Source organism: Paracoccus liaowanqingii (genome assembly GCF_004683865.2).
In the GTDB taxonomy this organism is placed as follows: Bacteria; Pseudomonadota; Alphaproteobacteria; order Rhodobacterales; family Rhodobacteraceae; genus Paracoccus; species Paracoccus liaowanqingii.
Map to the genome: position 1 here is coordinate 2,384,204 of NZ_CP038439.1, position 23,522 is coordinate 2,407,725.

Below are 23,522 nucleotides of genomic sequence, written 5' to 3' on the forward strand. Positions count from 1 at the left end.
GCATGGGGGCGTGTTTTCCGCGAGACGCCCCCGCTGGCCCGGATCGGGGTCGAGGACGTCGCGCTGCGAAACTGTCGGCGCGCGGCAACCCCCGATTGCGGAGCGGCCTTGCGCATGGGGCCAGCATAGAGGGGGGCTTGGGGAAAATTCAATGCCCAAAACGTCCCCTGCCCGCCCGAGGGCAATTTCCGGCCCGGTCCGGAGGTGCTAGGGTGGCACGATGTGCAACCTGTATGCCAATACCACCGCGGCCGAGGCGATGCGCCGGCTGTTCAAGGTGACGCCCGATCGCGACCATCTGGGCAATGCCGAACCCCGCCCGGCGATCTTTCCCAAGGGCGCGGCCCCCATCCTGCGGCTGGACGGCGACGGCGCGCGGCGGCTGGATGTCAGCCATTGGGGGTTCCTGCTGCCGCAGGTCTCCAAGCGCACGGGCCAGCCGATCCAGCCCCGCGCCGTGAACAACGCCCGCGACGACAAGCTGCGGACATCGGCCTTCTGGCGGTCGGCCTTCCGGGCCCGGCGCTGCCTGATCCCCGCCAGCAGCTTCTGCGAGGCCAAGGGCCGCAGCCCGGCCACCCATGTCTGGTTCGGCGTCACCGGCGAGGGCGCGCGCCCGCCCTTCGCGCTGGCGGGGATCTGGCAGGATCACGGGGGCGAGGAGGGTGAGCGGCTGCTGGTCAGCTCGATGATCACCACGCGGCCCAACGCGCTGGTGGCGACCGTGCATCCCGACCGGATGCCCGCGATCCTGCGGCCCGGCGATTACCAGACCTGGCTTGCGGGCGATCCCGACGAGGCCTTCGCCCTGATCGAGCCCTATCCCGCCGAGGAGATGGTGATCCACCAACAGGGCGTGGGGCTGAAATCGGATCCGGGTGACGACGGGCCAGGGGAGCATGGGCCGAAGGAACATGGGCCGGACGATGCCGCGCCGGACGACGACGCCCCGGCGCAGGGGGCATTGTTCTAGCCCCGCAGGCCCGTTGCGCGCGCAACGTCACGCAGGGGTAACGCTTTCTTCACGGCCCTGTCGCAGCCTGCCGCTATCTCCCGAAGGGACGGGGCGGCGCGGAGGATGCGGGATGCCGGTGATGGCGGTCAATGCCGAGGATGCCCTGCCCGGGGCGCTGCGCCGGGCCGCCCGAGACCTGCCGCAGGGCGCCCCCATCGTCGTCATGCTGCACGGCTATCGCTATTCCCCCCGCCTGCCCGCCCATGATCCGCACCGCCACATCCTGTCGCCCCAGCCCGGGCCGGGCGGCATCTCGTGGCCCACGGCCCTGGGCTTCACCGGCGATCCCTCCGAGGGGCTGGCCGTGGCCTTCGGATGGGAGGCGCGGGGCCGCCTGCGCGCCGCCTATGACCGGGCGCAGGGCGCGGGCGCGGGCCTGGGCGCGCTGATCGGCGATCTGTCGGCGCTGGCGGGCCGTCCGGTCGGGCTGATCGGGCATTCCCTGGGCGCGCGGGTGGCGTTGCAGGCGCTGGCCGTGGCCCCTGCGGGCAGCATCAACCGCATCGTCGCGCTGAACGCCGCCGAGTTCCAGGACGTGGCGCAGGCCGCGCTGGAGCGTCCCGCCGGGCAGGCGGCCGAGATCCTCAACGTCACCGCGCGCGAGAACGACCCCTTCGACTTCGGGCTGGAGATGCTGCTGACGGGGGGGCGGCGGCGTGCCCTGGGGGCCGGGCTGGCGCAGCCGCGGGCCAATTGGGTGGATCTGCAGATCGACGATGCCGCCACGCTGGACGCGCTGGCGGATCTGGGCTTTCCGACCGCGCGGGGGCGGCGGCTGATGTCGCACTGGACCCCCTATCTGCGCGAGGGGCTGTTCGAGGTCTATCGCGCCGCGCTGTGCCACCCCTGGGCCCTGCCCCTGGGTCTGCTGCGCCACCACCTGCCGGTGCGCCCGCAGCCGCGCTGGTCGGGGCTGCGGGCCCTGCCCGCGGCGATGCCGGGGCTGCGGGCCTGACGCCCTAGAGGGGCGCGTCGTCGTCCTTGGCGGCGGCCTCGGGCAGGGCGTGGTCGCGGTAGAGCCGCGCATTGCCCAGAAGGAAGGCGAACAGCAGGACCGGCAGGCCGAAGGTCTTGAACCAGACCCAGGTGCCGTCGGACATGGTGCGCCAGATCACCTCGTTGGCAAGCGCCAGCACCAGGAAGAACACCGCCATGCGCGCGGTCAGCTTGCGCCAGCCATGCGCGTCCATGGGCAGGGCCTCGCCCAGCACCGCGCCCAGCCAGTTGCGGCGCAGGGCCAGGCTGGCGCCCAGGATGGCCGCGAAGAGCACGTAGATGATGGTGGGCTTGAGCTTGAAGAAGCGCGGGTCGTTCAGCCAGATCGACAGCCCGCCGAAGACTGTGACCAGCACCAGCGTCGCCACCTGCATGGGCGACAGCTTGCCGGTCAGTCGCCATTGCACCGCGGTGGCCAGGAACAGCGCCGGGATGAAGGCCAGCGTGGCCAGGATGAAGCCGCCGTAATCGCGGCCCCACATCACCACCGTGTCGTCGCGATACAGCATGAAGACCGCGAAGAACACGATCAGCGGGCCGAATTCCAGCGCCGGCTTGACCCAGGGTTTGGTGGTCTCCATTCGTCTGCCTTCCCGTCCGGCCGCCTTGGTCAGGCGGCGAATTCCACGATCACCGCGCCTGCCGCGATCAGCGTCATCAGCACCGCGCGGCGCGCGCCCACCTTTTCGCCCAGGATGACCCAGCCCACAAGGGCCGCGAAGACGGTCGAGGTCTCGCGCAGCACGGCGGCGCGGCCGACCTCGTCCAGGCGGGTGGCCAGCATGATCGATCCGAAGCTGGCGAAAGCCACCAGCGCGCCGATCCCCCCGCGCAGCGCCAGGGGGCCGATCTGGTCGCGCGGCAGGCGGATCAGGCTGCGCGCCATCCAGAGCGGCATGAAGATCGCGTCCAGCACGAAGAACCACGCTAGGAAGGTGAAGGGATCGGCGGCCTGCCGGATGCCCCAGGCGTCATAGGTGGTGTAGAGCGCCACCATCGCGCCCGTCGCCACCGCCCAGGCCAGCGCCGGGACCAGCGTGTCGCGCCCGACCTGCAGCTTGCGCAGGCTGTTGACCGCCAGGCCGAAGATGCTGCCGACCAGCAGGCCCAGCCCCAGCCACTGGACCGTGTTGAACCGCTCGTCGAAGACCAGCATCGCGGCCAGCACCGCGAAGAGCGGCGCCGTGCCGCGGACCACCGGGTAGACGACGGTGTAGGCGCCGCGCTGATAGGTCAGCGCCTGCGCGACCTTGTAGGCGATGTGGATGATCATGGCGCCCAGCAGCACCGGCCAGAGCGCCGGGTCGGGCCAAGGGACCAGGAACAGCGCCACCGGCAGCGCCATCAGCCCGTAGCTGAGATCGATGGCGGCGCGGCTGATCCAGGGGTCGTGCCGCCCCTTCTGCAGGGCGCCGAAGACCGCATGCAGGAAAGCCGCCGACAGCGCCAGGATCGACGCCAGACGCGCGCCCTCCGCGGTTCCCGACAGCTGGATGATCAGATCGCCCATCGCCGTCCCATGGCGCAGGCTTGCAGGATGTGCAAGTCCGCAGGAGGTGTCTTCGCCTCAGTCCAGACGGATGGCGGCCAGGATGGCGCCGGGCAGATGCTCGGGCGGCAGCATCTCCTGGACCAGCAGGGCGTGGCGGGTGTCGGGAGGAAAGCGGTCGTCCTCGACCTGCTGGGCGCGCACGGTCATGTGCAAAGGCTTCACGCCATCCCACCGCGACAGGTGCTGCACCTCGAGCACGACATTGCTGTAAACCACCGACTTGCCGCGATTCTCGCCCGCCCGCACGTCGACCTGGCGGTGCGGCGCATAGCGGACCAGCAGGATGTCGACGCTGCCGCCCAGGTCGGACAGGGGCATCAGCTCGATCGCCTCGCCCTGCTCGGTCGGCTCGCGCTGGACGCTGAGAAAGGCCGGGGCCAGCAGATGGGCGTCGATCAGCCCCATCAGCTGCGCGGGACCGGGCGCCACCGCCGTGTCCTGCCCCGCCACGATCATCTGCGGGGTATAGACCGAGCGTTCCCCCGCCGCGCGGGCATAGGCGGCCTGGCGCTCGGTGAACTCGGGCGTGGCGAAGCTGTCGGCCCAGCCCAGGTAATCCCAGTAGTCGACATGGAAGGACAGGGCCAGCACGTCGGGCTTGCCGGCCAGCAGGGTCAGCATCGCATCCGCCGGCGGGCAGGAGGAGCAGCCCTGCGAGGTGAACAGCTCGACCACCACCGGCAGCGGCGCCGAGGGCAGCCGGGCGGTCAGGGGGGGTGCCACATCCATGGCCGAGAAGCTGCCGCCGCCGCCCGATTCCATCAGCGACAGCGCCGTGGGCGGCTGGCGTCCGGCATCCAGCGGCGCCAGGATCAGCGGCGCCTCGCCCTGGGGAGCCAAGTCTTGAGGGACCGCGTCTTGCGAGGCCATGCCCTGGGGGGCCATGCCCGACCGCTGCTCCGGGGGGGTCTGCGCGAAGGCCGGGCCGCCCAGCAGGATCAGCGCCGTCAGCCCCGCCGCAGCCCATGCCTGCAGGGCGCGCAGGGGTCCGCCCCCCTGCATCTCCGGTCGCGGCGCCGTGGCCATCTGGTGATTCCCGTTCCGCTTCACATCGGCGGTGATAGCGGCTGACGGTCCGAAAGACCAAATCAAGGCTTCGTCACCACGGCGCCATCCCGGCCCCGTGCCCCTTGAGCAACAGCGGCGGGTATGGTATGCAATCGCATACAATGATGCGGCGCCATCTTGCATGAACCCCCGCGATGGGGCAACACAAGGCAGACGCCGAACCCATCCATTCTTGCAGACAGGGAGGCCTTGATGCCCATCCAGACCGGAACCGACACCGCCAAGACCCGCCGCACGCTGAGTGCGGGCGGCCAGCAGGTCGACTATTACTCGATCGACGCCGCCACCGAGGCGGGGCTAGGCGATTTCTCGAAACTGCCAGCCGCGCTGAAGGTCGTGCTGGAGAACATGCTGCGCTTCGAGGATGGCGGCCGCACCGTCAGCACCGATGACGTCAAGGCCTTCGCCCAATGGGCGGCCGACGGCGGCACGAGCAGCCGCGAGATCGCCTATCGCCCCGCCCGCGTGCTGATGCAGGACTTCACCGGCGTTCCCGCCGTGGTGGACCTGGCCGCGATGCGCGACGGCATCAAGGCGCTTGGCGGAGACCCCCAGCAGATCAACCCGCTGAACCCGGTCGACCTGGTCATCGACCATTCGGTCATGATCGACGAGTTCGGCACGCCCCGCGCCTTCCAGCGCAACGTGGAACTGGAATACGAGCGCAACATGGAGCGCTACACCTTCCTGAAATGGGGCCAGAAGGCGTTCAACAACTTCCGCGTGGTCCCGCCCGGCACCGGCATCTGCCACCAGGTGAACCTGGAATACCTGTCGCAGACCGTCTGGACCGACACGGACCAGACCGGTGCGACCGTGGCATACCCCGACACGCTGGTCGGCACCGACAGCCACACCACCATGGTCAACGGCCTGGCCGTCCTGGGCTGGGGCGTGGGCGGGATCGAGGCCGAGGCCGCGATGCTGGGCCAGCCGATCTCGATGCTGATCCCCGAGGTCGTGGGCTTCAAGATGACCGGCGCGCTGCGCGAGGGCGTGACTGCCACCGACCTGGTGCTGAAGGTCGTGCAGATGCTGCGCCAGCACGGCGTCGTGGGCAAGTTCGTCGAGTTCTACGGCCCGGGTCTTGACCACATGCCGCTGGCCGACCGCGCGACCATCGCCAACATGGCCCCCGAATACGGCGCCACCTGCGGCTTCTTCCCCATCGACGACGAGACCCTGCGCTATCTGCGCCAGACGGGCCGCGAGGAGGACCGCATCGCGCTGGTCGAGGCCTATGCCAAGGCCAACGGCTTCTGGCGCACGCCGGACTATGCGCCGGTCTATTCCTCGGTGCTGGAACTGGACCAGAGCAGCGTCGTCCCCGCGATCTCGGGCCCCAAGCGCCCGCAGGACCACGTGCCGCTGACCGACTCGGCCCAGGCCTTCAGCGACTACATCCGCGGGTTGCGTCCCGCGGCCTCGGTGCCGCTGGACGAGAAGGAAAAGATGACGGCCGAGGCCGGATCGCCCGATCCCAAGCCCGAGCAGATCCCCGGCCGCGACCAGCACATGACCGAGGCCGCCGTCGACGGCGAGGAGTACCGCCTGCGCGACGGATCGGTGGTGATCGCCTCGATCACCTCCTGCACCAACACCTCGAACCCCTATGTGCTGATGGCCGCGGGCCTGGTCGCCCGCAAGGCGCGGGCGCTTGGCCTGACCCGCAAGCCCTGGGTCAAGACCTCACTGGCGCCCGGATCGCAGGTGGTCGAGGAATACCTGAAGGCCGCGAACCTGCAGGAGGACCTGGACGCCCTGGGCTTCAACCTGGTGGGCTTCGGCTGCACCACCTGCATCGGCAATTCGGGCCCGCTGCAGCCCGAGATCTCGAAGGCGATCAACGAGAACGACCTGGTGGCCGTGTCGGTGCTGTCGGGCAACCGCAACTTCGAGGGCCGCATCAGCCCCGACGTGCGCGCGAACTATCTGGCCAGCCCGCCGCTGGTGGTGGCCTATGCCATCGCGGGCGACATGAACATCGACCTGACGACCGAACCCCTGGCCCATACCGCCGAGGGCAAGCCGGTCTATCTCAAGGACATCTGGCCCACCTCGAAGGAGGTCGCCGAACTGGTCGACACCATCGTCACGCGCGAGATGTTCCAGGCCAAGTATGCCGACGTCTTCAAGGGCGACGAGCGCTGGCAGGGCGTCGAGATCACCGACAGCGAGACCTATGACTGGCCGGCCTCCTCGACCTACATCCAGAACCCGCCCTACTTCCAGGGGATGGACAAGGAACCGGGCACGATCAGCGACATCGGCGGCGCGCGCGTGCTGGCGCTGCTGGGCGACATGATCACCACCGACCACATCAGCCCGGCCGGATCCTTCAAGCCCGCGACGCCCGCGGGGAAGTACCTGACCGAACGCCAGGTCGCGCCCAAGGATTTCAACAGCTACGGCTCGCGCCGCGGCAACCACGAGATCATGATGCGCGGCACCTTCGCCAACATCCGCATCAAGAACGAGATGCTGGACGGGGTCGAGGGCGGCTATTCCAAGGATGCCGACGGCAACCAGGCCGCGATCTATGACGCCGCGATGTCCTATGTGGAACAGGACACGCCCCTGGTGATCTTCGGCGGCAAGGAATACGGCGCCGGATCGTCGCGGGACTGGGCGGCCAAGGGCACCAACCTTCTGGGCGTCAAGGCGGTCATCGCCGAAAGCTTCGAGCGCATCCACCGCTCGAACCTGGTCGGCATGGGCGTCATCCCGTTCGAGTTCACCGGCGGCGACACCCGCGCGACGCTGAACCTGACCGGCGACGAGACGGTCAGCATCCAGGGCCTGTCGGGCGCCTTCAAGCCGCTGTCGCAGGTGCCCTGCACGATCACCTATGCCGACGGCACGGAGAAGACGATCCAGCTGAAGGCCCGCGTCGATACCGAGGTCGAGATCGACTATCTCAAGAACGGCGGCGTGCTGCATTACGTGCTGCGCAACCTCGCCGCCGCCTGATCAGGACCTGTGACGGCGAAAGCCCCCGGCACCATGCCGGGGGCTTTTTGCTACGACCAGACAAGATGGATATTTGAGTGAAGAAGAAACAGCGGCGCGCCTCCCCTTTCTTCTTCATGAAAATATCCGCGGGGGGATCGCGGAACGCGATGGGGGCGGCAGCCCCCTGCCCCGTTTGGGCATATGGCTCAGCCGCCGATGGCGATGCCCTCGCGGCGCGGGTCGGCGCCGCCTTCCAGCCCGTCGGGGGTGACCACGATGCCTTGCAGGCCCGAGGTCAGCTCGGTCTCGTTCAGCTCGAAGCCCATGGCCGCCAGGCCCTCGGTCAGGGCGGCGGGCAGGCCCGCCTCGATGTCCATCGGGCCGAAGCGGTTGACCAGGTTCGGCGCGGCGACGGCGGCCTGGATGTCCATCCCCCAGTCCAGATGCGCCACGATGGCGCGGGCGACATAGCCGATGATGCGGCTGCCGCCGGGCGATCCGATCACCATGGTCGGCGCGCCGTCCTGCAGCACGATGGTCGGCGCCATGGACGAGCGGGGCCGCTTGCCCGGGGCCAGCGCATTGGCGATGGGCCAGCCGGCGTCGTCATGCGTCTCGAAGCTGAAATCGGTCAGCTCGTTGTTCAGCAGGAAGCCGGCCGCCATCACCCGCGAGCCGAAGCCGTTCTCGATGGTGGTGGTCATCGACAGGGCGTTGCCCTCCGCATCCACGATCGAAATATGCGAGGTCGAGGGCAGCTCCAGCGCCGAATCCTGGCCCCAGAGGCGGGCATGGCTCCAGCCCGGGCTGCCGGCGCTGACCTCGGGCAGGCTGTCGTCGCCCTGCAGCAGATGGGCACGCTCGTCCAGGTAGGCCTGGTCGATCAGCCCCTCGGTCGGCATGGCCACGAAGTCGCTGTCGGCCATGAAGCGGCCCCGGTCGGCGAAGGCCAGCCGCGAGGCGTCGCCGATCAGGCGCCAAGCCTCGGGGCTGTCGGCGCCCAAGGTGGCCAGGTCGTAGCCGCCAAGCATCCCCAGGATCTGGCCCACCGTCAGCCCGCCCGACGAGGGCGGGCCCATGCCGCAGACATCGTGGTCGCGATAGTCGACGCAGACGGCGGGGCGTTCGACCACGCGATAGGCGGACAGATCGCCCATCGCCAGCAGGCCGGGATTGCCCTCGGCCCCGCGCACGGCGGCGGTGATCTGTTCGGCCACCGGGCCGGTATAGAAGCCGTCCGCCCCCTCGCGCGCCAGCAGGCGCAGGGTCTCGGCATAGGCGGGGTTGGTCAGCAGGCTGCCCTCGGCCACGGGCTGGCCGTCGGGGAAGAAATAGGCGGCGGTGGCGGGATCGCCCGTCAGGGCGTCGCCCTCGCCCGCGACCAGCGTGGCCAGGCGGGGCGAGACGGTAAAGCCGTCCCGGGCCAGCGCGATGGCATCGTCGAAGAGGCCGGACCAGTTCGCCTGGCCCCAGTTGCGATGCGCGACCTCCATCAGGCGCGGCGTGCCGGGCGTGCCGACCGAGAGGCCGCCGATCACGGCCTCCATGAAGGCCAGGGGCTCGCCCTCCTCGTCCTGGAACAGCGTGGGGGTGGCGGCCATGGGGGCGGTCTCGCGCCCGTCCAGCGTGGTCACCTCGCCGGACTCGGCATCGTACCAGACGAGGAAGGCGCCGCCGCCCAGACCCGAGCTTTGCGGCTCGACCAGGCCCAGCACCGCCTGCACGGCGACCATCGCGTCGGCGGCACTGCCGCCGCGTTCCAGCACGCGGGCGCCGGCCTGCACGGCCAGCGGGTGGGCGGCGGTGACCATCCAGTCGGCGGCGGTGACCGGGCGCCCCTCGGCCTTGGCGGCCAGGGCGTCGCGGGCGGGCGCGTCCAGGTCGCCGAAGACATCGGTGGCGATCGCCTCGCCCGAGGCGCCCTCGGGCGCCACCGCATCGGCCGCCTGCTGCGCGCCCGCCATCGCCGCGCTGCCCAGCAGCAGTGCCAAGGCCCATCCTGTCCGCGTCATCGCCGTCCCTCCCTGTCCCGGAATGATGGGGTCAGCATGACGCCGGATGCGCGGGCGCGCAACCGTCCCGGCCGGTTCAGTCCTCGGCGGCCAAGGCGCGTTCCAGCTCGGGCAGGAAGCGTTGGGTGTAATCGTCGCGGATCAGGGGGCCCGCGAAGCGGAAGAGGATCTGCCCCTCGCCATCGACGATGAAGGTCTCGGGCGGGGCGGTGACGCCCCAGTCGATGGCGCCGCGCCCGCGCGGATCGGTGGCGATGGCCGCAAAGGGGTCGCCATCCTCGGTCAGGAAGGACAGGGCGTTGGGCTCGGGGTCCTTCAGGTCGATCCCGTAGACCGGCAGGCGGGTCGACAGGTCCGTCAGGGTCGGGTGTTCGGCGCGGCAGGGCGGGCACCAGCTGGCCCAGAAGTTGACCAGCTTGACGCCCGGCTGGCGCAGCATCTCGTCGGTCAGCTGCACCTTGCCAGGCAGCGTCGTGTCGGGCACCGCGGGCGCCTGCCGTCCGATCATGGCCGAGGGCAGGTTGCCCGGATCCTCGCGGTTCATGCCCCAGAGGAAGGTGGCGGCGAGCGCGGCGAAGACCACCGGCGGCAGGATCATCAGGACGGGGACCCTAGCCATTGCGCTCATGCTCCTGCAGGGCGCGGCGGGCGCGGGCGTTGGCGGCCACGGTGTGCCAGACCAGCCCGGCGATCAGCACGGTGCTGACCGCATAGGCCGCCAGCACCGTGCCAGCATATTGTCCAAGGTCGATCATGCGCGCATCTCTCTGGCCTGCAGGGCGGCCAGGCGCCGCCTGCGGATTTCGGTTCGGGTGCGGATCAGCAGCAGGGCCAGGAACAGCAGGAAGAAGCCCAGCATCGCCAGATAGAGCGGATAGCGATAGACGGACGACATCCGCTCGCCCGACTGCACCGACAGGCTGGCGCCCTGATGCAGGCCCTGGTTCCAGAAGAGGACGGCATAGCGCGACAGAAGCGCGAAGACCGAGCCCACGAGGCACAGCACGCCCGTGAGGTCGGCGGCGCTGTCGGGATCCTCGACCGCCGCCCAGAGCGCGATATAGCCCACGTAGAACAGGAACAGGATCAGGAACGAGGTCAGGCGCGGGTCCCATTCCCACCAGGTGCCCCACATGGGCTGGCCCCAGATGGCGCCGGTGGCCAGCGCGATCAGGGTCATGACCGCGCCGATGGGGGCGGCGGCCTTGGCGGCCAGCGCGCTGACATGGTGGCGGCGCACGATCCAGATCAGCGAGGCGACCAGCATCATCACCCAGATGTTGATGGCCATCATCGCCGCCGGGACATGCAGGAAGACGATCTTGACGGTCGAGCCCTGCCGGAAATCCTCGGGGGTCAGGAACCCCCAGACCACGCCGCCCACGCAGCAGATGACCGCGCTGCCGACCAGCCAGGGCAGAAGCCCCTCGGTCGTGCGCATGAACTTGGTCGGATTTGCGTATTCCCAGATCGACATGATGCCCCCCCTCTATCCCTGTTTCCCCGCGCCCCTCAAGGGGCAGGCCGCCGCACTCACCGCAGATTGACCCGAAGCGCCGCCGCCGCCGCGAAGGGGATCAGCGCCAGCACCCCCAGGGTGATGCCCGCCAGGAACATCAGGGGCGTGGCGGTGGCCATGCCCTCGGCCCCGCGCCGCGTGATCTCGGCCCCGAAGATCAGCGTCGGGATGTAGAGCGGCAGGACCAGCAGCGACAGCAGCAGCCCACCGCGCCGCAGCCCTACGGTGATCGCCGCGCCGAAGGCCCCCAGCATCGACAGCGCGGGCGTGCCGAGCGCCAGCGAGGCCACCAGCCAGGGCATCGCCTGCACGGGCAGCTGCAGCAGGACGCCGAACAGGGGCGCCGAGACGACCAGCGGCAGGCCGGTGGTGATCCAGTGGGCCAGCGCCTTGATCGCCACCGCCGCCTCCAGCGGCAGGGGGGCGGTGGCCAAGAGGTCCAGGCTGCCATCCTCGTGGTCCAGCGCGAAGATGCGGTCCAGTGACAGAAGGCAGGCCAGCAGCGCGCCGACCCAGAGGACACCGGGCGCCACCGGGGCCAGCGTGGCGCGGTCGGGGCCGACGCCGAAGGGCACCAAGGCCGAGAGGATCAGGAAGAAGGCCACGCCCAGCCCGAAGCCGCCCCCGGCCCGCGTGGCCAGCCTGAGGTCGCGGATCAGAAGCGCGATCACGCGAAGGCCTCGTTGAAGCCCGAGGCACGGGTGGCGGGGGCCGATCCGGGGCGGGCGCGGAAGGGGGTCAGGTCCAGGACGCGGGCCTGTGGCAGGCCCAGATCGATATGGGTGGCGATCAGCGCGGCCCCCCCCTGCCCCAGATGGGCGACAAGCACCTGGGCGAAACGCGCGACCGAGGCCGCGTCCAGCGACACGGTGGGCTCGTCCAGCACCCAGAGCGGGCGCCCGGTGACCAGCAGCCGCGCCAGCCCGAGGCGGCGCTTCTGCCCCGCCGAGAGGGCGACGGCGGGGCGATGGGCCAGCGCGGTCAGGTCCATCGCCGCCAGCGCGGCATCCGTCCCACCGCCGCCGAAGACCTGCGCCCAGAAGGTCAGGTTCTCGGCCGCGGTCAGCGCGGGCTTCAGCCCGTCGGCATGGGCAGCATAGGCCAGGCAATCCTCGGGCATCCGGATCCGGCCCGCGACGGGGGCCTGCAATCCGGCGACCGTGCGCAGAAGGGTCGTCTTGCCGACCCCGTTCGGGCCGCGCAGGATCAGCGCCTGCCCGGCCTCCAGATCGAACGTCACCCCCTCGACCGTCCGCAGACCGCCGCGCGCGACGGCCAGGTCCTGGACGGCCAGCAGGGTCACAGGGGCAGAAGCGCGCAGGCCACGCGGCGACCCTCGGACAGGGTCACGTTGTAGGTGCGCGCGGCGGTGGCCGAGGCCATCGCCTCGACCCGCAGGCCGAGCGCGTCCAGATGCGCGATCAGGTCGCGCGGGGGAATGTCGACGGCGGCACCCATGCCCAGGAACAGCACGTCGACGCGGCCCGCCAGCGCCTCCAGCGGGGCGATCTGGTCCAGGCCGTCCCACGGGGTGACGCGGTCGGCCTCGATCACCAGCGCGTGGTGGAAGACCCGGCCCGCGACCCGGAAGAAGCCCGGGCCATAGCCTTCGACGGCATGCTGCCCGGTGAACTCGATCGGCGTCAGGGCGGGCATCAGACCTCCTCGGCGCCCTCGAAGGGCGACAGGTTCTTGCGGGCCTTGGGATCCTTGGGGTCGGGCTTGTCGCGGCGCACGCCCAGCCACAGCACGAAATTCTTGGCCACGTAGACCGAGGAATAGGTGCCGATGAAGATGCCGAAGGTGATCGCGAAGACGAAGCCCCGGATGACGTCGCCGCCCAGCACCAGAAGCGCGATCAGCGCCAGAAGCGTGGTGACCGAGGTCATGGTGGTCCGCGACAGGGTCTCGTTCACGGACAGGTTCATCACCTCGCGCAGGGCCCGCGTCTTGTACTTGACCAGGTTCTCGCGCAGGCGGTCGAAGACCACCACCGTGTCGTTGATCGAATAGCCCACGATGGTCAGCAGCGCCGCGATGGTGGTCAGGTCGAAGCGGATCTGGAACAGCGCGAAGATGCCCATCGTGATCAGCACGTCATGGAACAGCGACACGATGGCGCCCACCGCGAACTGCCATTCGAAGCGCAGCCAGATGTAGATCGAGATCGCCACCAGCGAGGCCAGCACCGCGTAGATCGCGGTCTGCACCAGCTCTCCCGAGACCTTGGGACCGACCGATTCGACCGAGGGGAAGGTCATCTCCGGGTCGATCCCGCGCAGCGCCTCCTCGACCGTGGCGATGGTCTGGGGGGTCACGGCCTCGGTCCCGTCCTGGGCGCTGATGCGGACCTGCGAGACGTTCTGGTCGGCCGCGAAGCCCGGATCGAAGACCTCGGTGATGGCCACGTCGCCCAGGTCCAGCCCCGACAGCGCGTCGCGATAAGCCGCGACATCGACGGGCTGGGCCGATTCGGTGCGGATCGTCGTGCCGCCCCGGAAATCGATGCCGAAGTTCAGCCCGTTGAGGAACAGCACCACGACCGAGGCGACCATGAAGAAGGCCGAGATGCCGAAGGTCAGCTTCTGCCAGCGGAAGAAGTCGAAGCTGGTCTGGTCGGGAATCAGTTTCAGACGGAAAGCCATCTCACACCTCGATCTGCTTGGGGCGCGCGCGCTCGAACCACATGATGGTGATCAGGCGCGTCACGAACAGCGCCGTGAAGACCGAGGTCACGATCCCGATGGTCAGCGTCACCGCAAAGCCCTTGACCGGCCCCGAGCCCAGCACGAAGAGGATGGCCGCCACGATCAGCGTCGTGATGTTGGCGTCCACGATGGCCGACATGGCCTTCTCGTAGCCCAGCTCGATCGCGCGGGCGGGGCCGCGGGCGGTCCGCAATTCCTCGCGGATGCGTTCGAAGACCAGCACGTTGGCATCGACCGCCATGCCGATGGTCAGCACGATGCCAGCGATGCCGGGCAGCGTCAGCGTGGCCCCGATCAGCGACAGGACCGCGAACAGCAGCACCATGTTGAAGGTCAGCGCGACCGCCGCGAAGACGCCGAAGCGGCCATAGGACAGGATCATCAGCATCACGACGGCGACGAAGCCCACGCCCGCCGCGACCTTGCCCGCGTCCACGCTGTCCTGCCCCAGTTCGGGGCCGACGGTGCGCTCCTCCAGGAAGGTCATCTCGGCCGGCAGGGCGCCGGCGCGCAGCAGCACCGACAGCTGGTTGGCCTGGTCGAAGTTCATCGAGCCCGAGATCTGCCCCGAGCCGGTGGTGATGGCCGAGCGGATGACCGGGGCCGAGATCACCTCGTCGTCCAGCACGATGGCGAAGGGCTGGCCGATGTTCTGCGAGGTGTAGCTGCCGAAGGCCCGCGCCCCCGTCGGGTTGAAGCGGAAGTTGACCGAGGGCTGGCCGTTCTCGTCGCTGCCGGGCATGGCATCGACCAGATCCTCGCCGGTGACGACGGGGCTGTCCTCGAGGATGTAGTAGACCCCCTCCTGGTCGATCGAGGGGGCGATGAACTGCCCCAGGCCCGGCTGCGCCTCGGCGTCGCCGGTGGTGCCCAGGACCGGGTTGAAGGTCAGCTGAGCGGTGGTGCCGATCAGCTCCTTCAGCTCGGTGGCCGAGCCGATGCCCGGCACCTGGATCAGGATGCGATCCTCGCCCTGGCGCATGATGGTGGGTTCGCGGGTGCCGACCTCGTCAACGCGGCGGCGCACGATCTCCAGCGACTGCTGGATGGTGCGGTCGTCGGTCACGGCCTTCTCGGCATCCGACAGCTGGATGGTCAGCGTGGAGCCTTGGGTGGCGATGGCCAGCGACTGCTGGCCCGCGCCGGTCAGGGTGGTGACGGGGTCGGAGAAGCCGCGCGCGATCTCGATGGCGCGGGGCATCTGGTCGGCATTGCCGATCTCGACCGACAGCACGCCCTCGGGCGCCTCGACGCGGCGGATCGCGCCGACCGTGTCGCGTTCGGCGGCGAGCGCCGTGCGCAGTTCGGGCCAGAGCGCGTCGACGCGGGTCTTGTAGACCTGCGTCACCTGCACCTCGCCCAGGAGGTGGGCGCCGCCGCGCAGGTCGAGCCCCAGATTGACCAGATTGGAGGGCATCCACGAGGGCCAGCCGTCGCGCGCCGCCACCAGTTCGGGCGTCTCGACGCCGGTGGCCTCGATCCGGGCAACGGCATCGTTATGCGCCTCGACGCGGGCGTAGAAGGCGTTGGGCAGCGCGTAGAAGAGGCCCAGAAGGCAGATCCCGAAAATCAGGATGCGCTTCCATCGGTCGATCTGAAGCATGTGGGCGAACGCCTTCTCAGCTGTTTGCGGCGACCGGTTCGGTCTTGTTGACGACCTGGGCCAGGGTCGAGCGGATGACGCGGACGCGCACGCCGGTCGCGATCTCGACCTCCAGCTCCTCGTCGCGGACGGAGACGACCTTGCCCAGGATGCCGCCCTGGGTGACGACCTGGTCGCCCTTCTTGACGGCCTCGACCATGGCGCGATGCTGCTTCACGCGCTTCTGCTGCGGGCGGATCATCAGGAAATACATGATCGCGAAGATCAGGATCAGCGGAATGAACTGCGCAAGCGCTGCGCCGCCACCTGCGGCGCCGGCGGCCTGGGCATAAGCGGGGGTCACGAACATCGGGGGTCCTTTCGGTCAGGGGCACGGCCACGGGCCGCATCAGGATTGGCGCGCAACCTAGCCGCGCCGCCCGCCCTTGGCAAGAAAGCCCCCGAGGCCCGGGCCGCAAGACGCGAAACGGCTTCGTGATCGAAGGGCGGCCCCTGTTGATGCGGCCGTGTGGTCGGGGCCGTGTGGCGGGGGCGCCTGTGGACTTGGCGCTGGCGCTGTGGCAGTCGAGGGGGCGCCCCACCCTGCCATCCGAAGGAACCTGCCATGGCCGAGCGACGCGACCCCGCTGCCGAACTGACCCGCCTTCTGGACATCATGGCGGCGCTGCGCGATCCCGACACGGGCTGTCCGTGGGATGTCGAGCAGGACTTCGCCTCGATCGCGCCCTACACGATCGAGGAGGCGCACGAGGTCGAGGACGCGATCCAGCGCAAGGCCTGGGACGAGCTGCCGGGCGAGCTGGGTGACCTGCTGCTGCAGGTGGTCTTTCAGGCGCAGATCGCGCGCGAGGCCGGCATGTTCGACTTTGCCGATTGCGCGGCGGCGATCAGCGACAAGCTGGTCTTCCGCCATCCCCATGTCTTCGGATCCGAAAGCCGCGACAAGTCCGCCGAACAGCAGGTGAAGGACTGGGAGGCGATCAAGGCGGTCGAGCGCGCCGGCAAGGCCGAGCGCGGGACGCTGGACGGCGTGGCCCTGGGCCTGCCCGCCCTGACCCGCGCGCTGAAGCTGCAGAACCGCGCCGCGCGTGTGGGCTTCGACTGGCCCGGCCCCGGCGACGTGCTGGCCAAGATCACCGAGGAGACCGCCGAGCTGGTCGAGGCCCGCGACGGCCTGGGCCCCGAGGCGATGGAGGAGGAGTTCGGCGATCTGCTGTTCGTGATGGCCAATCTGGGCCGGCATCTGAAGATCGACCCTGAGCAGGCGCTGCGGCGCGCGAATGCCAAGTTCACCCGGCGCTTCGGCGCGATCGAGGCGGCGCTGGCGGCCCAAGGGCGGCGGCCCGAGGACAGCGACCTGGCCGAGATGGACCGGCTGTGGGATGCCGCCAAGGTCGCCGAGAAGACGACGACGGGGTAAGGGGGCGCTGCCCCCGTCCCGTTCCGGGACTCCCCCGGGATATTTTCATGAAGAAGAAGGTACGGCGGTGACCTGCGCGAGGGCGGCGTCATAGACCTCGATGCCGCCCTTGGAGGCGCCTTCGGAGAGGGTGCGCTTCCAGGCGCGGGCGCCGGGGCGGCCGTGGAAGAGGCCCAGCATGTGGCGGGTGAACTGGTGCAGGCGGCCGCCCTGCGCCAGGTGGCCGAGGATCAGCGGGCGCATGGCGCGGGCGACCTCGATGGGGTCATCGAAGGGCGGTGCGTCGTCCCAGAGGCGGTCGGCGGCGCCGAGGATCGTCCAGGGGTCGTGATAGGCGGCGCGGCCCACCATGACGCCGTCCATCACCCGGAGGTGGTCGCGCACCTGATCGAGGCTGGCGATGCCGCCGTTGATCGACAGGTGCAGGTCGGGGAACTGCGCCTTCATCCGCCCGACCAGCGGATGGTCCAGCGGCGGGATCTCGCGGTTCTCGCGCGGGCTGAGGCCCTTGAGCCAGGCCTTGCGCGCGTGGATCGTCAGGCGGCGGATGCCGGCGCCCCGCATCGCGGTCAGGAAGGCGGGCAGCGCCGTTTCGGGATCCTGGTCGTCGACGCCGATGCGGCATTTCACCGTGACCTCGACCGGGCTGACGGCCTGCATGGCCGCCACGCAATCGGCCACGCGCTCGGGCATGGTCATCAGGACCGCCCCGAAGGCGCCCGACTGCACGCGGTCACTGGGGCAGCCGCAGTTCAGGTTGATCTCGGCATAGCCCCAGTCGGCGGCGATGCGGGTGGCCTCGCGCAGCTCGGCCGGGTCCGAGCCGCCCAATTGCAGCGCCAGCGGCTGTTCGGCGGCGTCATGGTCCAGAAGCCGGGCCCGGTCACCATGCAGGATCGCGGGGGCGGTGACCATTTCGGTATAGAGCAGCGCGCGGCGCGACATCAGCCGGTGGAAGCGGCGGCAGTTGCGGTCGGTCCAGTCCATCATCGGCGCGACGGAGAGGCGCGCGGCGCGGGTGATCGGGTCGGTCATGGGAATGGTCCGGGCCTGCTGGGGCAACGGGAATCCCCCGCAGCCGGAAAGGGGATGGTGGGTGATAAGGGATTTGAACCCCTGACATCTTCGATGTGAACGAAGCGCTCTACCACTGAGCTAATCACCCGTCGGGCTGGCTTCTAGCGCCAGGCGGCGGGCGTTGCAAGAGGGCTCAGGGCTTTTCGACGACGATAGGGGCGGCGGGGCTGGCGCGGCGGCGCAGGCGCAGGGTGATCACGTCGCCGCCCCGGGCGTCGCGTTCCAGATTGATTCGCGCCCGGCCCAGGGGCGGGACGGCCAGCGTCTGGCCCGAGGAGAGGATCTGGCCCAGCTGGTCCAGCGTCGCCTCGATGATCGGGCGGGCCTCGGCGCGGCGCGTGCCGGTGGCGGCGACGACGCGGTCGATGAAGTCGCGCTTGGGCACCACGGTGGCGGCATGGGGATCGGGCAGCGCCGACAGCGGGGGCGGCATCCCTGCCCCGCCTTCGGCATCGGTGGTTTCGACTGACATGTCCGCGCACCTGTTACTCTGCACACTTGTCCGAACAGTTTATCGCAAAATGACCTTGCGTCAACTCTTTCGCCGCGATCAAAAAAAGGCCGGGGGCGCATGACGCCCCCGGCTTGGGATCGGATTTGACCGATCGGTTTGCGGTCGGTCAGTGCGCGACGGCGCTGCCGGCCCCGTCATTCGGGCGCTGCCCCGAGATGCGGGCGGCCTCGGCCGCCTCCTCGGCGGCCTCGTCCCATTCCACCGCCACCGGCTGGCGGACCAAGGCGTGGCGCAGCACCTCGCGGACATTGCTGACCGGAATGATGGTCAGCCCTTCCTTGACGTTGTCCGGGATCTCGACGAGGTCCTTTTCATTGTCCTGCGGGATCAGCACCGTCTTGATGCCGCCGCGCAGCGCGGCGAGCAGCTTTTCCTTCAGGCCCCCGATGGCCAGCACATGGCCGCGCAGCGTGACCTCGCCGGTCATGGCGACGTCCTTGCGGACCGGGATGCCGGTCATCACCGAGACGACCGAGGTCACCATGGCGACGCCCGCCGAGGGGCCGTCCTTGGGCGTGGCGCCCTCGGGGACGTGGACATGGATGTCGCGCTTGTCGAATTCCGGGGGCCTGACCCCGATCTCCGGCGCGACCGAGCGCACGAAGCTGTTCGCCGCGTCGATCGATTCCTTCATCACGTCGCCAAGCGTGCCGGTGGTCTTCATCCGGCCCTTGCCCGGCAGGCGCAGCGCCTCGATCTGCAGCAGATCGCCGCCGACCGAGGTCCAGGCCAGGCCGGTCACGACGCCGACCTGATCCTCCTTCTCGGCAAGGCCGTAGCGGTGGCGGCGCACGCCCAGGTACTCCTCGGCCTTCTCGGGGGTCACCTCGACCGAGGTGACCTTGCCCTTGAGGATCTCGGTCACGGCCTTGCGGGCCAGCTTCGCGATCTCGCGCTCCAGCGAGCGGACACCGGCCTCGCGGGTGTAGTAGCGGATCATGTGGGTCAGCGCCGCGTCGGTGACGCTGAACTCTCCCTTGCGCAGGCCGTTGGCCTTGGTCTGCTTGTCCAGAAGGTGACCGCGCGCGATCTCGCGCTTCTCGTCCTCGGTATAGCCCGAGAGCGGGATGATCTCCATCCGGTCCAGAAGCGGGCCGGGCATGTTGTAGCTGTTGGCCGTGGTCACGAACATGACGTTGGACAGGTCGTACTCGACCTCCAGATAGTGGTCGACGAAGGTCGAGTTCTGCTCCGGGTCCAGCACCTCCAGCATGGCGCTGGCCGGGTCGCCCCGGAAGTCCTGACCCATCTTGTCGATCTCGTCCAGCAGGATCAGCGGGTTGGTGGTCTTGGCCTTCTTCAGCGCCTGGATGATCTTGCCGGGCATGGAGCCGATATAGGTCCGGCGGTGGCCCCGGATCTCGGATTCGTCACGCACGCCGCCAAGCGAGATGCGGATGAACTCGCGCCCCGTCGCCTTGGCGATGGACCGGCCGAGCGAGGTCTTGCCCACGCCCGGAGGACCGACCAGCGTCAGGATCGGGCCCCTCAGCTTGGTGCTGCGGGCCTGCACGGCCAGGTATTCGACGATGCGTTCCTTGACCTTGTCCAGACCGTAGTGATCCTCGTCGAGGATCGCCTCGGCCCGGCCCAGATCCTTGCGGGTGCGCGACTTCACGCCCCACGGCAGCGCCAGCAGCCAGTCGAGGTAGTTGCGGCTGACCGTCGCCTCGGCGGACATGGGCGACATGGATTTCAGCTTCTTCAGCTCGCTGTCGGCCTTTTCGCGGGCCTCCTTGCTGAACTTGGTGGCCGAGATCTTCTCTTCCAGTTCGGCCAGTTCGTTCTGGCCGTCCTCGCCGTCGCCCAGTTCCTTCTGGATCGCCTTCATCTGTTCGTTCAGATAGTATTCGCGCTGCGTCTTCTCCATCTGGGTCTTGACGCGCGACTTGATCTTCTTCTCGACCTGCAGGACCGACATCTCGCCCTGCATGTGGCCGTAGATCTTCTCCAGACGCGCCGAGATCTCCAGCGTGTCCAGCAGGTCCTGCTTGCGGTCCAGATCGATGCCCATGTGGCCCGCGACCAGATCGGCCAGCTTGCCGGGCTCGGTCGCCTCGGACACGGCGGTCACGACCTCGTCGGGGATGTTCTTGCGCACCTTGACGTAGCGCTCGAATTCCTCGGACACGGTGTGGACCAGCGCGGTCACGGTCGCCTCGTCGCCGGTGGTCTCCTCCAGCGCGATGGCGGTCGCCATGAAGTGATCGTCATGGGGCACGAATTCGGTGATGTGCACCCGCTCGCGGCCCTCGACCAACACCTTGACGGTGCCGTCGGGCAGCTTGAGCAGCTGCAGCACATTGGCCAGCACGCCGCCGCGATAGATGCCTTCCTCGGTGGGTTCGTCCACCGCCGCATCCATCTGCGCGGCCAGAAGGATCGGGCTGTCCGATTCCATCACCGCCTCCAGCGCGCGCACGGATTTCTCGCGTCCCACGAAGAGGGGCACGATCATGTGCGGGAAGACGACGATATCCCGCAAGGGCAGCACCGGGTAGGTCTGGGTGGTGAATTCCGTCATGGTCTTGTCCTTTCCGCCCGAAGCCGCGGCCCCGTCATGGCGACACGCGGCCCCTGCATGCGTTCAATCTAGGGCCAGCATCGTCCGCGTTCAATATGACAGTATAAATGCAGTTGATGTGCGTTCGGGTCCGCCCGACCCCGGGCCGAGGCCGCCCTCAGCGGGGAATGACGATCTCGGCCCGCAACCCGCCCAAGCGCGGGCCCCGGCCAAGGCGCAGCTGCCCGCCATGCGCGCGGGCCACGTCGGCGGCGATGGCCAGCCCCAGCCCGGCCCCCTGCGCGCTGTTCCTGCGCCGCGACGGGTCCAGCCGGGTGAAGGGGCGCATGGCCGCGTCCAGGCTGTCCTCGGGGATGCCGGGGCCGTCATCCTCGATTCCGATGCGCAGGCTGCGGGGACCGAGCGCGGCGTCCATCTCGGCCCGGCTTCCATAGCGCACGGCATTGCCGATCAGGTTCTCCAGCGCGCGGCGCAGCATGTCGGGGCGGCAGGTGGCCATCCCCGCGCGGTCGCCCTCGAACTGGACCAGGGCCGCGGGCTGGCCGGCGCGCTGCGCATCGGCCACGATGGTCTCCAGAAACCCCACCGCCGAGACCTGCTCGGGCGGCCGGTCCTGCGCCTCGTCGCGGGCATAGTCCAGAAAGCCGTCGACCATGCGGCTCATCTCGGCGATGTCGGCCTCCATCGCGGCGATCTCCTCGGCATCGGGGGGCATGTCGGGCGAGACCATCGACAGGCTGAGCCTGAGCCGCGTCAGGGGCGTGCGCAGATCGTGGCTGATCCCCGACATCATCAGCTTGCGCTGTTCGTTCTGGCGTTCCAGCCGGTTGCGCATGTCCAGGAACGCGGTGCCGGCGCTGCGGATCTCGGCCGCGCCCTGCGGGCGATAGGGCACCATGCGGCCCTTGCCGTAATCCTCGGCGGCCGAGGCCAGGCGCCGGATCGGGCGCAGCTGGTTGCGCAGGAAGATCGTGGCGATCCCGGTCATCAGAAGCGAGGTCGCCACCATAAGCACCAGCAGCTGATGCGGGTTCGAGGCGCTGACCCGCCGCCGCTCGAAGCTGAGCGCATAGGGGCCGGTCGGCCCCTCCAGCGCGACGACCACCCGCTTGTCGTCGCTGGCCAGATCGATCGACAGGACCCGGGGCAGCGCCTCGCGCAGCACCTGCGTCACCACGCGGCCGGAAAAGTCGTAGAACAGCCGCTGGTCCTGGGCCACCGGATTGGCGGGCAGTTCCAGCGTCAGCTCCAGCGGCCGGGCGACCGAGACGCCCGCCCGGCGCGCCGCCTCGGGGCTGGAGGCGCTGTCGATCAGGCGTGCGACGAAGGCCAGCTCGTGCGACATGCTGGCGGTCATCTGCCGGGTGACGCCCTCGAAATGGCGCTGCAGGAACATGACGCTGACCACCAGCGTGACCACCACCACCGGCAGGAACAGGATCAGCGCGGCGCGGGCATAGAGGCCGCGCGGCACCAGGGTCCGGGCGATCGGTCCGTCAGACTGGTTGGACATGGAAACCCCCTCCGTCGCGCGCTAGGCTAGCGCCATGTGCGACCCCGCGAAAGAGCCGCTGCAGATCCTGGCCCCGAATCCCTCGGCCTTGACCGGGCCGGGCACGACGACCTTCCTGATCGGCCAGGACCATGTCGCGGTGATCGACCCCGGCCCCGACGACGCAGACCACCTGGACGCCGTCGCCCGGGCGGGCCGCGACCGCATCGGCCATATCCTGGTCACCCATGCGCATCGCGACCACAGCGCCGGCGCGGCCCGCCTGTCGCGGCTGACCGGGGCGCCGGTGCTGGCCTATGGCGATGCGCAGGCGGGACGCGCCCCCCTGATGGCCCGGCTGGCGGCGGGCGGGCTGGTCGCGGGGGGCGAGGGGCTGGATCACGATTTCGCGCCCGACCGCCTGCTGGCCGACGGGGAGGTGATCGCCACCCCCGACTGGCAGCTGACCGCGCTGCACACGCCCGGCCATGCCGCAGGCCATCTGAGTTTCCAGTGGGGCGCGCAGATCTTCTGCGGCGATCTGGTGATGGGCTGGTCCTCGACGCTGATCTCACCCCCCGACGGGGATCTGGGGGATTACCTGCGCTCGCTGGACCGGCTGGTCGCCTTGGCGCCGCGCCGCCTGCGTCCCACGCATGGCGCGGCGATCGAGGCCCCCCTGCTCCGCCTGGCCGAACTGGCCCATCATCGCCGCGCCCGCACCACGCAGATCCTGGCGGCCCTGCGCCAGTCCAGCGATTCCGCCCAAGGGCTGGCCCGGCGCATCTATGCGGTGCCCGATCCGCTGCTGCCCGCCGCCGCGCGCAACGTGCTGGCCCACCTGATCGCGCTGGCACAGCTGGGGGCCGTTGATTTTCCGGAGGAAATTTCCGAAAGAACGATTTTTTCGGCCGCATGACACAAAAGCGCCAAACGGCTCTGGACGCCCCCGGGCGGGGTTGTTATATCCGCCCCGTGTTCCGGCGTAGCTCAGCGGTAGAGCAGTTGACTGTTAATCAATTGGTCGTAGGTTCGATCCCTACCGCCGGAGCCAATCAATCCCCTTAGGT

Annotated in this window: 22 protein-coding genes and 2 tRNA genes; 6 read left to right on the forward strand and 18 right to left on the reverse strand. The window is 69.5% G+C overall.

The window, feature by feature from the left end:
• The first annotated feature begins 220 nt into the window (after window positions 1-220).
• Window positions 221-973: an SOS response-associated peptidase gene (locus E4191_RS11470; RefSeq protein ID WP_135313523.1), complete on the forward strand. Its 753-nt coding sequence runs from the start codon at window positions 221-223 to the stop codon at window positions 971-973.
• A gap of 112 nt (window positions 974-1,085) precedes the next feature.
• Window positions 1,086-1,970 carry a hypothetical protein gene (locus E4191_RS11475; RefSeq protein WP_135313524.1) on the forward strand — a complete coding sequence of 295 codons (885 nt, stop codon included), beginning with the start codon at window positions 1,086-1,088 and terminating at the stop codon, window positions 1,968-1,970.
• A gap of 4 nt (window positions 1,971-1,974) precedes the next feature.
• Here the strand turns inward: E4191_RS11475 and E4191_RS11480 are convergent, their stop codons facing one another.
• The 3 genes from E4191_RS11480 to E4191_RS11490 are packed head-to-tail and all read right to left on the reverse strand — an operon-like array spanning window position 1,975 to window position 4,589.
• A complete protein-coding gene (locus E4191_RS11480) occupies window positions 1,975-2,592 on the reverse strand; it encodes an inner membrane-spanning protein YciB (RefSeq protein ID WP_135313525.1) in 618 nt (205 codons plus the stop codon).
• 29 nt (window positions 2,593-2,621) lie between these two features.
• On the reverse strand, window positions 2,622-3,521 hold the full coding sequence (locus E4191_RS11485; protein WP_135313526.1) for a DMT family transporter: 900 nt from the start codon (window positions 3,519-3,521) through the stop codon (window positions 2,622-2,624).
• Between the two features lie 57 nt (window positions 3,522-3,578).
• The gene (locus E4191_RS11490; RefSeq protein WP_176562704.1) at window positions 3,579-4,589 is read right to left on the reverse strand and encodes a DUF1223 domain-containing protein; all 1,011 of its coding nucleotides are present in this window, start codon (window positions 4,587-4,589) and stop codon (window positions 3,579-3,581) included.
• A 234-nt stretch (window positions 4,590-4,823) separates the two neighbouring features.
• On the opposite strand from E4191_RS11490, the gene acnA reads away from it, so the two are divergent.
• Entirely contained in the window at window positions 4,824-7,601 is a 2,778-nt protein-coding gene (acnA, locus tag E4191_RS11495) for an aconitate hydratase AcnA (protein WP_135313528.1), read from the forward strand.
• A gap of 188 nt (window positions 7,602-7,789) precedes the next feature.
• Here the strand turns inward: acnA and ggt are convergent, their stop codons facing one another.
• The 10 genes from ggt to yajC all read right to left on the reverse strand — a co-directional run bounded on the left by ggt (window position 7,790) and on the right by yajC (window position 15,774).
• Window positions 7,790-9,595 (reverse strand): gamma-glutamyltransferase, encoded by a 1,806-nt coding sequence (gene ggt / locus E4191_RS11500; protein WP_135313529.1) that lies wholly within the window; start codon window positions 9,593-9,595, stop codon window positions 7,790-7,792.
• 76 nt (window positions 9,596-9,671) lie between these two features.
• Entirely contained in the window at window positions 9,672-10,214 is a 543-nt protein-coding gene (locus tag E4191_RS11505; protein ID WP_228461271.1) for a DsbE family thiol:disulfide interchange protein, read from the reverse strand.
• Complete coding sequence (ccmD, locus tag E4191_RS11510) at window positions 10,207-10,350, reverse strand: heme exporter protein CcmD (RefSeq protein WP_135313530.1); 144 nt, start codon at window positions 10,348-10,350, stop codon at window positions 10,207-10,209. Before ccmD ends, E4191_RS11505 begins: the two co-directional genes overlap by 8 nt.
• Window positions 10,347-11,072, reverse strand: a complete 726-nt coding sequence (ccmC, locus tag E4191_RS11515) for a heme ABC transporter permease CcmC (protein ID WP_135313531.1) — start codon at window positions 11,070-11,072, stop codon at window positions 10,347-10,349. The genes ccmD and ccmC overlap by 4 nt, the downstream gene beginning before the upstream one ends.
• Window positions 11,073-11,128: 56 nt before the next feature.
• The gene (ccmB, locus tag E4191_RS11520; protein ID WP_135313532.1) at window positions 11,129-11,785 is read right to left on the reverse strand and encodes a heme exporter protein CcmB; all 657 of its coding nucleotides are present in this window, start codon (window positions 11,783-11,785) and stop codon (window positions 11,129-11,131) included.
• Window positions 11,782-12,417, reverse strand: a complete 636-nt coding sequence (gene ccmA, locus E4191_RS11525) for a heme ABC exporter ATP-binding protein CcmA (protein WP_135313533.1) — start codon at window positions 12,415-12,417, stop codon at window positions 11,782-11,784. Before ccmA ends, ccmB begins: the two co-directional genes overlap by 4 nt.
• Window positions 12,414-12,770, reverse strand: a complete 357-nt coding sequence (locus tag E4191_RS11530; RefSeq protein ID WP_135313534.1) for an Mth938-like domain-containing protein — start codon at window positions 12,768-12,770, stop codon at window positions 12,414-12,416. The genes ccmA and E4191_RS11530 overlap by 4 nt, the downstream gene beginning before the upstream one ends.
• Complete coding sequence (gene secF, locus E4191_RS11535; protein ID WP_135313535.1) at window positions 12,770-13,759, reverse strand: protein translocase subunit SecF; 990 nt, start codon at window positions 13,757-13,759, stop codon at window positions 12,770-12,772. Before secF ends, E4191_RS11530 begins: the two co-directional genes overlap by 1 nt.
• A 1-nt stretch (window position 13,760) precedes the next feature.
• Window positions 13,761-15,425, reverse strand: coding sequence for a protein translocase subunit SecD (gene secD / locus E4191_RS11540; protein ID WP_135313536.1), 1,665 nt, complete (start codon window positions 15,423-15,425; stop codon window positions 13,761-13,763).
• Between the two features lie 16 nt (window positions 15,426-15,441).
• Complete coding sequence (gene yajC / locus E4191_RS11545; RefSeq protein ID WP_135313537.1) at window positions 15,442-15,774, reverse strand: preprotein translocase subunit YajC; 333 nt, start codon at window positions 15,772-15,774, stop codon at window positions 15,442-15,444.
• Window positions 15,775-16,029: 255 nt separating this feature from the next.
• On the opposite strand from yajC, the gene mazG reads away from it, so the two are divergent.
• Window positions 16,030-16,845, forward strand: coding sequence for a nucleoside triphosphate pyrophosphohydrolase (gene mazG / locus E4191_RS11550; RefSeq protein WP_135313538.1), 816 nt, complete (start codon window positions 16,030-16,032; stop codon window positions 16,843-16,845).
• 45 nt (window positions 16,846-16,890) lie between these two features.
• On the opposite strand, the gene dusA is transcribed toward mazG, so the two are convergent.
• From dusA to E4191_RS11575, 5 genes are all read right to left on the reverse strand, one after another.
• Window positions 16,891-17,880: a tRNA dihydrouridine(20/20a) synthase DusA gene (dusA, locus tag E4191_RS11555; RefSeq protein ID WP_135313539.1), complete on the reverse strand. Its 990-nt coding sequence runs from the start codon at window positions 17,878-17,880 to the stop codon at window positions 16,891-16,893.
• A 55-nt stretch (window positions 17,881-17,935) separates the two neighbouring features.
• Window positions 17,936-18,010: transfer RNA gene (locus E4191_RS11560), tRNA-Val, on the reverse strand.
• 45 nt (window positions 18,011-18,055) lie between these two features.
• Window positions 18,056-18,394: an HU family DNA-binding protein gene (locus E4191_RS11565; RefSeq protein ID WP_228461273.1), complete on the reverse strand. Its 339-nt coding sequence runs from the start codon at window positions 18,392-18,394 to the stop codon at window positions 18,056-18,058.
• A gap of 148 nt (window positions 18,395-18,542) precedes the next feature.
• Window positions 18,543-20,960: an endopeptidase La gene (gene lon / locus E4191_RS11570; protein ID WP_135313540.1), complete on the reverse strand. Its 2,418-nt coding sequence runs from the start codon at window positions 20,958-20,960 to the stop codon at window positions 18,543-18,545.
• A gap of 157 nt (window positions 20,961-21,117) precedes the next feature.
• Window positions 21,118-22,473 (reverse strand): ATP-binding protein, encoded by a 1,356-nt coding sequence (locus E4191_RS11575; RefSeq protein WP_135313541.1) that lies wholly within the window; start codon window positions 22,471-22,473, stop codon window positions 21,118-21,120.
• A gap of 34 nt (window positions 22,474-22,507) precedes the next feature.
• Here E4191_RS11575 and E4191_RS11580 point away from each other — a divergent pair, with 34 nt between their 5' ends.
• A complete protein-coding gene (locus E4191_RS11580) occupies window positions 22,508-23,371 on the forward strand; it encodes an MBL fold metallo-hydrolase (protein ID WP_135313542.1) in 864 nt (287 codons plus the stop codon).
• 60 nt (window positions 23,372-23,431) lie between these two features.
• Window positions 23,432-23,506 (forward strand) — tRNA-Asn (locus tag E4191_RS11585).
• The last annotated feature ends 16 nt before the right edge of the window (window positions 23,507-23,522 follow it).